General features: G+C 43.6%; 9 protein-coding genes, 1 tRNA gene, 2 pseudogenes and 2 CRISPR repeat arrays. Of the genes and pseudogenes, 11 read left to right on the top strand and 1 reads right to left on the bottom strand.

The genetic code is table 11. From position 1 onward, the window contains the following. The first annotated feature begins 43 nt into the window (after window positions 1-43). From CEF20_RS10535 to CEF20_RS10505, 7 genes are all read left to right on the top strand, one after another. Window positions 44-493 carry a MarR family winged helix-turn-helix transcriptional regulator gene (locus CEF20_RS10535; protein ID WP_100331767.1) on the top strand — a complete coding sequence of 150 codons (450 nt, stop codon included), beginning with the start codon at window positions 44-46 and terminating at the stop codon, window positions 491-493. Window positions 494-503: 10 nt separating this feature from the next. Further along, complete coding sequence (racE, locus tag CEF20_RS10530) at window positions 504-1304, top strand: glutamate racemase (protein ID WP_100331766.1); 801 nt, start codon at window positions 504-506, stop codon at window positions 1302-1304. 105 nt (window positions 1305-1409) lie between these two features. Next, entirely contained in the window at window positions 1410-2453 is a 1044-nt protein-coding gene (locus CEF20_RS10525) for a GerMN domain-containing protein (RefSeq protein ID WP_100331765.1), read from the top strand. A 121-nt stretch (window positions 2454-2574) separates the two neighbouring features. Continuing rightward, window positions 2575-3315: a ribonuclease PH gene (gene rph, locus CEF20_RS10520; protein WP_100331764.1), complete on the top strand. Its 741-nt coding sequence runs from the start codon at window positions 2575-2577 to the stop codon at window positions 3313-3315. Between the two features lie 21 nt (window positions 3316-3336). Further along, on the top strand, window positions 3337-3945 hold the full coding sequence (locus CEF20_RS10515) for an XTP/dITP diphosphatase (RefSeq protein WP_100331763.1): 609 nt from the start codon (window positions 3337-3339) through the stop codon (window positions 3943-3945). Beyond that, entirely contained in the window at window positions 3942-4448 is a 507-nt protein-coding gene (locus CEF20_RS10510) for a metallophosphoesterase (protein WP_100331762.1), read from the top strand. Before CEF20_RS10515 ends, CEF20_RS10510 begins: the two co-directional genes overlap by 4 nt. Window positions 4449-4591: 143 nt before the next feature. Next, window positions 4592-4668, top strand: a tRNA-Arg gene (locus CEF20_RS10505). A gap of 419 nt (window positions 4669-5087) precedes the next feature. Here the strand turns inward: CEF20_RS10505 and CEF20_RS17090 are convergent. After that, entirely contained in the window at window positions 5088-5237 is a 150-nt protein-coding gene (locus CEF20_RS17090) for a hypothetical protein (RefSeq protein WP_232713434.1), read from the bottom strand. A 45-nt stretch (window positions 5238-5282) separates the two neighbouring features. Beyond that, a CRISPR array of direct repeats spans window positions 5283-6631; the repeat unit is 32 nt; unit sequence ATTTCAATCCACACTCTCATGTAGAGAGTGAC. A gap of 179 nt (window positions 6632-6810) precedes the next feature. Here CEF20_RS17090 and CEF20_RS17085 point away from each other — a divergent pair. The 4 genes and pseudogenes from CEF20_RS17085 to tig all read left to right on the top strand — a co-directional run. After that, window positions 6811-7041 (top strand): annotated as a pseudogene (locus CEF20_RS17085) (transposase); the annotation flags it as partial. An 845-nt stretch (window positions 7042-7886) separates the two neighbouring features. Next, window positions 7887-8066, top strand: a pseudogene (locus tag CEF20_RS10485) (IS3 family transposase); the annotation flags it as partial. 96 nt (window positions 8067-8162) lie between these two features. Continuing rightward, window positions 8163-9254: a CRISPR direct-repeat array (repeat unit 32 nt; unit sequence ATTTCAATCCACACTCTCATGTAGAGAGTGAC). 687 nt (window positions 9255-9941) lie between these two features. Further along, window positions 9942-10916: a tetratricopeptide repeat protein gene (locus tag CEF20_RS10475; protein WP_100331759.1), complete on the top strand. Its 975-nt coding sequence runs from the start codon at window positions 9942-9944 to the stop codon at window positions 10914-10916. Window positions 10917-11067: 151 nt separating this feature from the next. Beyond that, window positions 11068-12354, top strand: a complete 1287-nt coding sequence (tig, locus tag CEF20_RS10470; RefSeq protein ID WP_100331758.1) for a trigger factor — start codon at window positions 11068-11070, stop codon at window positions 12352-12354. Window positions 12355-12380 lie beyond the last annotated feature (26 nt).

Genomic DNA, 12380 nt, shown 5'->3' with positions numbered 1-12380 from the left:
GAATCCTTTAGTAAAGCAATAGATGATGAAGGAGTGCCGCCGAATGGAAAGAGACTCGGACAAATTGTCTGAATTTGTCGCTGATATTGAAAGGGATTTGCGCTACATAAATGAGATCATCAAGCAAAAGGGCCGTGAAATTTTAAACGATTATAATATAACTTTGCCTCAATTTATCGCCTTGCAGTGGCTGTTTGAAGAAGGGGATATGATGATTGGCGAGCTTTCTGCTAGAATGTTTTTAGCATGCAGCACAACGACCGATTTAATCGACCGCATGGAAAAAGCCCAGCTGGTCGAGCGCGTCAAGGATGCTCATGACCGCCGAATCGTCCGCATTCACTTATTGGGCGAGGGAGAAAGAATCATCAATGAAGTAATTGATAAGCGCCGGTTATATGTTCAGCAAATAGTAAAAGATTTCACTGAAGATGAAGTATTGTCATTAAAAAATAACCTAGAGAAAATGCATCGAGAAATGAAAGCAGAATGAGGCGAGAGTGTTGAATAGACCAATTGGTGTCATAGATTCAGGGGTTGGCGGATTGACCGTTGCCAAGGAAATGATGCGCCAGCTCCCTAAGGAAACCATCTATTATGTAGGAGATACGGCCAGATGTCCGTACGGGCCAAGGCCGGCGAAGGAAGTGAGGGCTTTCACATGGGAAATGACCCGATTCCTGCTCGAGAAAAAGATTAAAATGCTGGTAATCGCCTGCAATACGGCGACAGCGGTTGTGCTCGAAGACATTCGCTCGCAGGTGGATATTCCGGTTGTCGGCGTCATTAGACCGGGAGCCAGAGCAGCTATAAAGCAAACGAAAAACTATGATATCGCTGTGCTTGGTACGATCGTCACGATTCAAAGCGGCGCCTATGAAGCGGCCTTGAAGGCGATCCATCAGGAAGTGAAGGTCACGCCGCTTGCGTGCCCTAAATTTGTTCCGCTCGTGGAAAGCGGAGAATACCGGGGAGCTATGGCCAAAAAAATCGTAGCAGAAACGCTGAAGCCGTTGAAAAGCAAATCAATCGATACGGTGATATTAGGATGTACCCACTACCCAGTGCTTGAGCCTGTTATCGCTAATACGCTTGGCGAGCAGGTGCAGATTATCAGCTCAGGTGAAGAAACAGCCCGCGAGGTAAGCGCGATCCTGGACTATCAGCATATGCAATCCGACAAGGCCCAGCCTCTGTCGCATAGGTTTTTCACAACAGGATCCAAGGAGCTGTTCTATCAGATTGCGTCGGACTGGCTTGAGAATACGGAGCTACATGTCGAAACGATCCGCTTAAATTCTTAAGCGGTTCTTTTTTTTGCTTTATTGCCATCAAGAAGTTGACACGGGAGGTTCTAACTTTATGAACGGCTCGTATATTTAGTACAAATAGCTTTAGGAGGGGTCAGTATGCGAAAGAAGAAAGCAGCGGCTGCGACAGCGATCATAATGTCTTCTGTTTATGTGGCAGGCTGCGGGTTATTGCCCGAAGAGAAGAAGGAAAAGATTGATCCGCCGCAATCAGTCACTTATACGGACAGCTTGGCAGAGGAGCAAAAAAGCGCTGAACAAAATAAGAATGCGGTCATGACTGAGCTGTACTTAATTGATAAAAATGGCTATGTCGTTTCACAAACGATGCCGCTTTCCAATACGAAAAGTATGGCCAAGCAGGCGCTTGAACATTTAGTGGCTGGAGGCCCGGTTTCCAACATGCTGCCGAACGGATTTCGAGCTGTGCTGCCTGCCGGAACTCAAGTGAAAAGCGTGGATGTTCAAAACGGCACCGCTACTGTAGACTTTTCTCCGGAGTTTAATGAATATCAAAAAGAAGATGAAGCGCGGATAGCCCAAGCGATCACTTGGACGTTAACTCAATTTGATTCGATCGACAGAGTCAGCATTCAAGTCAATGGCCATCCGCTTAAGGCGATGCCGGTAGGGAAAATGCCGCTTCCTGCAAAGGGCTTGACCCGACAAGCGGGAATTAATCTGGAATCCGCAAGCGTAGCGGATATGACGAACACTCGGCCGTTAACGGTGTATTATATGGCCCAGCAAGGGGAGGGCTATTATTATGTTCCTGTGACGAAGAGAATCAGCAACAGTGAAAAGGATGATGTGTCAGCGGTGGTGAAGGAGCTGGCTGAAGGACCGGAGGCGGGATCGGGGCTCGTAACGGAATTTTTACCGGAGGCCGAGCTGGTTGAACGGCCGGTCGTGAAGAATGGCCGCGTCACGCTGAACTTTAATGAGGCTATTCTCGGCAGCTTGGAAAATAAGATGGTATCAGATCACGTTTTAAAGCTATTAGCCTTATCTTTAACGGAGGGCAAAAACATTGAGAGCCTGGCGATTCAAGTCGGCGGCAGTTCAAAGATCGTGACGGAAAAAGGGGAACCCCTCAGTAGTTCAGTGACCCGCCCGGAATTTGTTAATCCAAGCGGTTTGTAAAAAAATCATTTTGCTATACTATTATATAATTATATAGTGTAAATTAGAGAGATGAAGCATCCTTGTTTGCAGTTTGCGGCCGGAAGAGCAAGGGTGCCTGTTTCATTAAAGGAGGCGCACTATGAGAGTTGATGGCAGAAACAATAATCAATTGAGAAATGTACATATAGAAACCGATTTTTTAAAGCATCCTGAAGGCTCCGTACTCATAACAGTCGGTGATACGCGAGTCATCTGTACGGCGAGCATAGAGGATCGCGTTCCGCCGTTTATGAGAGGAAGCGGCAAGGGCTGGATCTCAGCGGAATATTCCATGCTGCCGCGGGCGACGGCGCAGCGCAACATTCGGGAGTCTTCGAAAGGAAAAGTATCGGGGCGGACGATGGAAATTCAGCGGCTGATCGGACGAGCTTTGCGCGCCGTTGTCAATCTAGAAGCGATAGGTGAGCGCACAGTGTGGATAGACTGCGATGTTATTCAAGCGGATGGCGGGACGCGGACCGCTTCCATTACGGGAGCCTTTGTGGCGATGGCACAGGCGCTTGACCAATTACATACCGATAAACAATTAGCGGCCTTTCCGGTGACCGACTTTCTGGCGGCAACAAGTGTAGGAGTCGTCAAGGAGCATGGAGTCGTGTTAGACTTGAACTATATAGAGGATAGCCAAGCGGAAGTTGACATGAATGTTGTCATGACCGGTGCCGGGGAATTTGTTGAACTTCAAGGAACGGGAGAGGAAGCAACGTTTTCGATGAGGGATTTGCATGCTTTGCTGGAATCGGCCCAACTTGGTTTGAACGAGCTGTTTGACATTCAGGCGGAAGCGCTTGGGGAGATTGCCGGAAAAATCGGCAAGTAAACCAAAAGAAGGGAAAACGCTATGAAGACAGTTATTATTGCGACAAAAAACAAAGGAAAAGCAAAGGAATTCACTGAGATGTTCGCTGACTTTGGAGTAAGGGTTCAGACTTTGCTGGATTATCCGGAATTTGCGGATGTGGAAGAGACCGGATCCACATTTGAAGAGAACGCTGTTTTAAAGGCGGAAGCCATTTCGAAGCAAACGGGCCGTCTCGTTGTAGCGGACGATTCAGGTTTAGTGATTGATGCGCTCGATGGACGGCCGGGCGTTTATTCGGCTAGGTATGCAGGTGAAGCGAAGAATGATGAGGCTAATATTGATAAAGTGCTCACTGAGCTGCAAGGTGTATCTGATGACAAACGGACAGCCCGCTTCTGCTGCGCACTTGCTGTCGCCATCCCCGGGAAAGAAACAGAAACGGTGACCGGAACATGCGAGGGGAGAATCACATCAGAAAGACGGGGAACAAACGGCTTCGGGTATGATCCGATTTTTTATGTGGAGGCTTATAAACGCACGATGGCTGAGCTTGCGCCCGAAGTGAAAAACCGCATAAGCCACCGCGGAAGAGCGCTGGCTGAGCTGCGGGAGCGCCTGCCTCTTTTGATGAGAAGTGAAGAAAGATGAAGGTGCTTATCGTCAGCGACAGCCATGGCTGGAGTGAAATTCTTGCCGAATTGAAAGAGCGGTATGAGGAAACAGTGGATGCCATGTTTCATTGCGGTGACTCAGAGTTGGCAGCGGCCGATCCAGAGACTCAAGGCTACTTGATCGTTAGAGGAAATTGCGACACAGAAGATCAGTTTCCGTATGATCTGATCGAAGGGGTCGGCGGCAAGCGCATTTTTGTTACGCATGGTCACCGCTACCAGGTCAAGATGTCTTTAATGAATCTCAAGTATAAGGCGCAGGAGTACGGAGCGGATTTTGTGTTTTTTGGACATACCCATCTAGTCGGAGCAGAACAGGTCGGCGACATGATTTTTGTCAATCCCGGAAGCATCACGTTGCCGCGCGGCCGCCGCGAAAAAACCTATGCGCTGCTGGAAGCGAATAAGAGCGGGACAACCGTTCGATTTTATGATGAAACGCATCAGGAACTGGCTGATTTGCGTCAAGTGTTTCAATGAATCAATTTCGCCAGCCTGAGACATTGGCTGGCGGAATTTTCATCCCATGCAGAAAAATTTATCTTTCTTAAAAATAGTATTGACATATAACTTTTTAATTGCTATTATAATAAATGTCTTAAAGATAACTAACGCTTAATTAAGTCCCAGTAGCTCAGCTGGATAGAGCAACGGCCTTCTAAGCCGTCGGTCGGGAGTTCGAATCTCTCCTGGGACGCCATTACATAACAGTTTAACCTTTGATATGACAAGGGTTTTGACAGATAAGGGATGCTGACACAGATTAGAACGCTGTGGAGGCATCTCTTTTTTTTATCCCTACAATATCCCTGCAATTTTCTATCGCATTCGTCAATGGCTATCACCCTGGGTAATTTCTGAACTTCTGTTATTTCATTGATCAAAGCTTCGCAGGACAGCCGATATGGAAGCGCCAAATTGCTCAGCTGCTTCCTTAAACGTCTTGAGCATTCTATTGTACGAAGTCATTCAATAGAAAAGCGCTGATAGCGTTGAACCAAAGAATGGTTCTCCGCAAATCACTCCCAGTCCGACAGGCATACCGGCGTTTTTTACAGAAGAGGTATGTCAGCCATTCAAACAATACATCTTCAGGGCCAGAGATTTTCATGGTAAAATTCATTTGCCCGCCACTCCAAGCTTTGCTTGTTTTCCAAAAATTTCAGAATAAAAGAATTGGATGTTTGCGTGTGTTTTTTTATGGGCAATTTGTGTGGTAACTCCAACAGTTAGTATAGAGCCAAAAATAAAAACCATTACTTTTAGCAAATAATGTTTGCTAATTAAGTAATGGTTTTAGTTGTTTTTATCCAGGTTTCGATCCGCATTCTCATGTAGAGAGACACATTGTCTTTTGCAAGCCGATCTGCGAACTCTTATTTCAATCCACACTCTCATGTAGAGAGTGACATGAATCACGCAACATACATTAAATTCATCGACATTTCAATCCACACTCTCATGTAGAGAGTGACTACGGGGGTGTTCGTGTGATCGCTCCCAAGCTAGTATTTCAATCCACACTCTCATGTAGAGAGTGACCAATAACGTTTCCCCTTTTCCTTACGCCTTTCCAATTTCAATCCACACTCTCATGTAGAGAGTGACGCAAATGCTTTTGGACGTGCCAGGGGCGATCAATTATTTCAATCCACACTCTCATGTAGAGAGTGACCTTCATCGCCATCTAGCACAAGAGACTCTGGAGATTTCAATCCACACTCTCATGTAGAGAGTGACAAGTTGTTTGAGCAACAGATCAACGGCGGATTGACATTTCAATCCACACTCTCATGTAGAGAGTGACCTTTGACAGCGCAAAAGTAGCCGGATTAAATGCTATTTCAATCCACACTCTCATGTAGAGAGTGACCACAACCCATTCGTTGCCGCGATCCGCCCGCACATATTTCAATCCACACTCTCATGTAGAGAGTGACACATCGAAGCGGCGGCCACGAAAATCATACATATTTCAATCCACACTCTCATGTAGAGAGTGACTTTTTGTTTAGCCTCTTCTTCCTTTTTCTTTCTGATTTCAATCCACACTCTCATGTAGAGAGTGACGTAGACTTTCAAGGTTTCCGTAACCGTCAAATCATTTCAATCCACACTCTCATGTAGAGAGTGACGGTATTGATGAGGAGTCAACAAAAAATTTTAAAATTTCAATCCACACTCTCATGTAGAGAGTGACTGTAGACTTTCAAGGTTTCCGTAACCGTCAAATCATTTCAATCCACACTCTCATGTAGAGAGTGACAAAGCCCAGCTTGCCCTGATTGCGGAGCAAGTTGAATTTCAATCCACACTCTCATGTAGAGAGTGACGCGATTTGCATACAATTATTAACTATCGGTGTGCATTTCAATCCACACTCTCATGTAGAGAGTGACCTGAATATGTGTTAAATGTATTTTTATATAGATATTTCAATCCACACTCTCATGTAGAGAGTGACATGGGCAGCCGGGCAGATTGCGCTCCATTGCGAATTTCAATCCACACTCTCATGTAGAGAGTGACAACGACTTCGTGACGCAAGGGTACGCGGAGTTCGCAATTTCAATCCACACTCTCATGTAGAGAGTGACTCATTTTGTACGTCAATACGGCGAAAAAGGCGTGATTTCAATCCACACTCTCATGTAGAGAGTGACAGCGAGATATAGTATTCTTGCTTACTAAGCATACTATATTTTGTGTTAGCTGAAAATGGCTGAGTCAGATTTACAAGGCTTTAGCTTTAAAAAGGGCAAAAAAAAGTGCGAATCTCCCGGGGTTTTTATGTGTGCTTGGGGTTCGCACCATGCTGTGATCTTTCCTGGCGCTATTCAAACTGGATATTCAAGTTTACTTTGCGGATGCCTATTTTTCGTGGCAACGTAGTAGTAATGAAAATGGAAAGGGTCTCTTACGTAAATTTTTTCCAAAGAAAACAAACTTCGATCAAGTAACAGAAGAGGAAATGAAACAAGCACTTCAACTTATCAATCATCGACCAAGAAAATGTCTTGGTTGGAAAACTGCACACGAGGCGTTTCAGGAAGAACTGTTGTACTTAATTTGACAAAGTACCACTGTAAAAAAAAGAGACTAGATAAATTGTGTCCTTTTAATAAAAGATACTTTTAAAGGTGAAAAGCATAACTAATCCGAATACTATTTGACTCATAATAAACAGTGCATATGATTCTGTTCTCTTAGGTTCTTTTTTATTTTGATTTTGTAGATAATGTACAACTCTTGATAGCGATATGTCTGTACCCCTTTATAAAAAATTAAAAATCGTTATACAAAACCCTAATACGAACAAAATCGAAATGACTGTGTATTTTAATTTTTTATTACTATCTGGAATCACTTTTTCTAGTGAAAAAAATATTCCTATCATCACAACGATCAAGAAAAATCTTGAAACCTCACTTGGATAATACATGAAAAAGAGAATTAAACATAAAAATATTACAATCAAATTATAAGTTAAACGTTTATCCACAATTTTTTACAACCTCCTATTAGGGATTGAACAGCCAATTGCATAACCACCTAAACAACCTAAACAAGCTCCACACGCATAAGGTGATGCAAATAGACAACCTCCGCACGCAGCTTCACAAGCAAATTCAGCTCGCTTAGGAAATGTATTCCAGTTGTTTTTAATGCATCTTTTTACATCATCCCAATAACCAGCAGCTGCTGTATTTTTTTGAATTAAAGCAATAGTACTATCACTTTAAATTCAATTTTTTCAGCCTGTTGAGTTTCTGTATTGATCATAGCCTCAACAACTTCTTCTCCGTCTAAAGTTCCTACAATCATAGTAAACTCTTTATCAATATTTTTTTACCAACTTCATAAATATAGGTTGATGAAGTTCTTTAGTATCTTCTTTATACCCTACAACAACATATTGCCTGCATTGAGTCTTTTCATGCCACTTTAAAGAAAGAAGAAGTCTATCAGACGACCTATATAGACTTTGAAGCAGCTCGAATCGCTCTTTTTCAATACAGCGAATCTTGGTACAACGGGAAACGGATTCATGGGGCAATCAACTATTTAACACCGCAACAATTAGAAGATCTGTGTTGATAGGAAGCTGCCTAATCGAAGGAGGATATAAGGGCTTCGATTCACCCTACCTACATATTTTTTGTGTCCAAGATATTGACGTAGATACAATCTGATATTTCAATCCGCACTCTCAAGTAGAGAGTGACGAGATTTAGCAGACGATGCCAAAGACATGATGGTATTTCAATCCACACTCTCATGTAGAGAGTGACCGATTAAACGAGCTTTTGCAGCCGATGTAAGCGATTTCAATCCACGCTCTCATATAGAGAGTGACAAGCGATATACGTCAAGAATTAAAAGCCTATAGAATTTCAATCCACACTCTCATATAGAGAGTGACAGCATTACATATCCAAAACATGATCAAAACTTATGATTTCAATCCACACTCTCATGTAGAGAGTGACGACAACGCAGTCACGCAAAGGTGGCGGGCTAAAAGGAATTTCAATCCACACTCTCATGTAGAGAGTGACGAAACGTCCCAAGGGAAAGAAGCCATGCAGTTAATATTTCAATCCACACTCTCATGTAGAGAGTGACTCTTTTAACAGGCTTTCAAAGTCAACGTCAACGATTTCAATCCACACTCTCATGTAGAGAGTGACTTTGTTGGCAAACCCGACTTTCCCAGAAACTTTTTATTTCAATCCACACTCTCATGTAGAGAGTGACGAAAACCTCGATGAGATCGTCAACTTTGCGAGCAAATTTCAATCCACACTCTCATGTAGAGAGTGACGTACCCCTTCACGCTCTGTTCTTCTGTCGAGACGCATTTCAATCCACACTCTCATGTAGAGAGTGACGCACGGCGACTGCGGCAACCAAGACGGCGGGCTTATTTCAATCCACACTCTCATGTAGAGAGTGACTTTCCTCGCCTAACATTCCGTATATTTGCTTTTATTTCAATCCACACTCTCATGTAGAGAGTGACGGGACCCTGTCCTATTATGACAGGCATCTGGGTAAATTTCAATCCACACTCTCATGTAGAGAGTGACCTCTTTTAATTTTTCATTTTCCTTCAATGCTTCGATTTCAATCCACACTCTCATGTAGAGAGTGACAAGTATCCTGAAATCAATAGACTGTTCCCTGAATTTCAATCCACACTCTCATGTAGAGAGTGACGATTTTAAATATATAGTATTGATTATCAATTGCTATTTCAATCCACACTCTCATGTAGAGAGTGACAGCGAGATATTGTATTTTTTCCTACTAAGCATACTATATTTTGTGTTAGCTGAAAATGGCTGAGTCAGATTGACAAGGCTTTAGCTTTAAAAAGGGTAAAAAAGAGTGCGAATCTCCCGGGGTTTTTATGTGTGCTTGGGGTTCGCACCATGCTATGATCTTTCCTATTGTGTATTGCAAAATGCGGCTGTCCGTTATCCAGAAGCTCATATTTATCGTCCGGTGGCCCTTGCAATCTTAGTTGAGTTTTACATTTTATTTTTTCGCAGCCCGCTTGGCATGGAGCTTCAACAGGTAGGATGAACAGCCTTGATATTAAAGGAATTGTGGATTTTGCAGCAAGGCGAACTTATCTGTTCCTTCAATAAAGTAGCGACCAATGGAGATAAAAGTGTAAAGTCCATTTCAGTGAAAATTGTAAAATATATTAGTACGTTTATAGAGGGAACTTTCTTGCTTTTAGAAGGCGCTAGGCAAACATTGATTTCTAAGGTTCTACTCCCTCCAGTTTAGCTGTTTCAGCTTAGCAGAGACGGCAGCGGTTTTCAGGCTAGAATCTATTCAAGAGTGGCTTGGTAGAATCAAAGATCCTTTCGGTCGATCGTTTGTTTGTCTTTTCTTTTTTTTTCTGAATTAACATGCTACACTTACAAAAACGATGACGAGGAATGATCAGGTGATCGAAGGATGAGAAAGAAGAAATGGACGAAGAAGGGGAATGTTTTTATTTTCCCCGGAACAGCGGAAGGGCTGGTTCGCAAAGGCAGAGCTTCACTTGAAGAAAAGGATTACGAAAAGGCTGTTCTTTATTTGACAGAGGCGCTTGAGTATCCTCTTGTGGAAGAAGAAGAGGTGAAGATGGCCCTGCTGTTGGCGTTATACGAGAGTGCCCGCTATGAGGAAGCGTTAGCGCTTTGTAAGGAAATGCTTCATAAAGGGCTTGGTGAATACTATGATGTGCTTGACCTCTATATTCTGATTTTGATGGAGCAAAAGCGGTATGATGTGATCGTGTCTACACTTTCTGCGCTAATAGAAGAAAAACAGCTTCCTGAAGAGAAAAGAGAAAATTTAGAACGGCTGTTTCAGCTGAGCAAGAAGCTGATGAAAGCTCCTGAGAATGCGGAGGCAAAGCCGCTTTTTACGAGCGGAGACAGCTTGAGAGAGCAAACATTGAAATTGGTGGAGCTGACGAATGCCAATATCCATCCGTATAAAAAGGAATTATTTCTGATGCTTGAAAATCCGCAAACGCATCCGTTTTTACAAACGCTGGCATTAAATGTGCTGAAAGAGCATGGAGTGGACCAGCTGCTGGATGTGAGGAAGTTCTATTTTCATAAAAAAGTGATTCCGTCCATGCTTGAGGATGTCTTCGACGGTTCTTTCTACGAGGAAGTGATCCGTCTGCTGGAAGCAAAGCTTGCTCAGGAAAACCCTGTGCTTATGGAGCAGGCCAGAGAAATGGTGAAGAGGCATTTCTTTCTGTTGTATCCGTTCGAGCCGGAAGACAGCTTTCCTGAAAGCTGGGCGGAAGCTACTCTGCGCTTAGTCCGCGCTTATTATGAAGGCGGGGGAGCGGAGCGGGAAGCCGCGCAAGAGGTGCGCCGCAGCCTCGCTTTAATCAAAGAATTAGATGAAATTTCTTCGCCTATTATGTAGTCTTTTTCTTGAAAGAGATTTGTCCTGTGTTATAATGTAATGGTCGTAATGTGTCCTTTTTATATAGGAAACGCTATACATAGGGCGGTCGAACGAAATAGAATGTTTAGGTTCATGATCAATTTATAGAGATTTTTGGAGGGAACTTTTTATGTCTGCAAAATGGGAAAAATTAGAAGGGAACCAAGGGGTTCTTACAGTAGAAGTAGATGCAGAAACAGTCGATAAAGGCTTGGACGCTGCATTTAAAAAAGTAGTAAAGAAAATTAACGTTCCTGGATTCCGCAAAGGAAAAATGCCTCGCGGAATGTTCGAGAAGCGTTTCGGGGTAGAATCACTTTATCAAGATGCTTTGGACGTTATTCTTCCAGAAGCATATGGAAAAGCGATTGAAGAAACCGGCATTGAGCCTGTTGACCGTCCTGAAATTGATATTGAGCAAATGGAAAAAGGCAAAGAGCTGATTTTCAAAGCGACGGTTACAGTCAAGCCGGAAGTGCAGCTCGGCGATTACAAAGGTCTTGAAGTCGAAAAGCAAAGCACGGATGTAACAGATGAAGACGTGGAAAACGAATTGACTTCCTTGCAAAAACGTCACGCGGAGCTTGTTGTGAAGGAAGAAGGCGCAGTTGAAGAGGGAGATACGGTAGTACTTGATTTCGAAGGCTTTGTCAACGGCGAAGCATTTGAAGGAGGAAAAGCAGAGAATTACTCCTTAGTCATTGGTTCCGGCACATTCATTCCTGGATTTGAAGATCAACTAATCGGCATGAAGGCGGGCGAAGAAAAGGACGTAGAAGTCACTTTCCCTGAAGAATACCATGCCCAGGAGCTTGCGGGACAGCCTGCTGTGTTCAAAGTGAAGCTTCATGAAATCAAATATCAAGAGCTTCCTGAGCTAAATGACGAGTTCGCGAAAGAAGCGGATGAGGGAGCGGAAACTCTTGCGGAGCTGAAAGAAAAGGTGAAAAACCGCTTGCAGGAGCAAAAGAAAACGGAAGCTGAACAAGCGCTTCGCGATACGCTCGTTGAAAAAGCGGTAGCGAATGCAGAGATGGACATTCCTGAAGTGATGGTTGAAAGCGAAATCGACCGCATGCTTCAAGAATTCACACAAAACCTTTCTATGCAAGGCATGAACCTTGATCTTTACTACCAAATCTCCGGCCAAAGCGAAACAGAGCTGCGCGATCAAATGAAAGAAAATGCTGAAACGCGCGTGCGCACAAGCTTAACGCTTGAAGCGATCGCCCAAGCTGAAAATCTTCAAGCATCAGAAGAAGATGTAGAAAAAGAGCTGGAGAAAATGTCTGAGCAGTTCAACTTATCCGTGGAGGATATCAAAAAAGCTTTAGGCAGCCTAGACGGTATGAAAGGCGATTTAAAAATCCGCAAAGCAATTGAGTTTCTTGTGGACAACAGCAAAACTATTGCATAACAGGAATAAGGAAAACAACAAGGCGC

This window comes from Bacillus xiapuensis, assembly GCF_002797355.1.
Classification (GTDB): domain Bacteria; phylum Bacillota; class Bacilli; order Bacillales; family Domibacillaceae; genus Bacillus_CE; species Bacillus_CE xiapuensis.
This window is presented reverse-complemented; position numbering and strand designations above follow the sequence as displayed.

Bases quoted from the DNA above. Each gene is read 5' to 3' on its own strand.
- CEF20_RS10475 (WP_100331759.1), top strand. From the start codon at position 9,942: ATGAGAAAGAAGAAATGGACGAAGAAGGGGAATGTTTTTATTTTCCCC.
- CEF20_RS10535 (WP_100331767.1), top strand. From the start codon at position 44: ATGGAAAGAGACTCGGACAAATTGTCTGAATTTGTCGCTGATATTGAA.
- CEF20_RS10525 (WP_100331765.1), top strand. From the start codon at position 1,410: ATGCGAAAGAAGAAAGCAGCGGCTGCGACAGCGATCATAATGTCTTCT.
- CEF20_RS10510 (WP_100331762.1), top strand. From the start codon at position 3,942: ATGAAGGTGCTTATCGTCAGCGACAGCCATGGCTGGAGTGAAATTCTT.
- tig (WP_100331758.1), top strand. From the start codon at position 11,068: ATGTCTGCAAAATGGGAAAAATTAGAAGGGAACCAAGGGGTTCTTACA.
- rph (WP_100331764.1), top strand. From the start codon at position 2,575: ATGAGAGTTGATGGCAGAAACAATAATCAATTGAGAAATGTACATATA.
- CEF20_RS10515 (WP_100331763.1), top strand. From the start codon at position 3,337: ATGAAGACAGTTATTATTGCGACAAAAAACAAAGGAAAAGCAAAGGAA.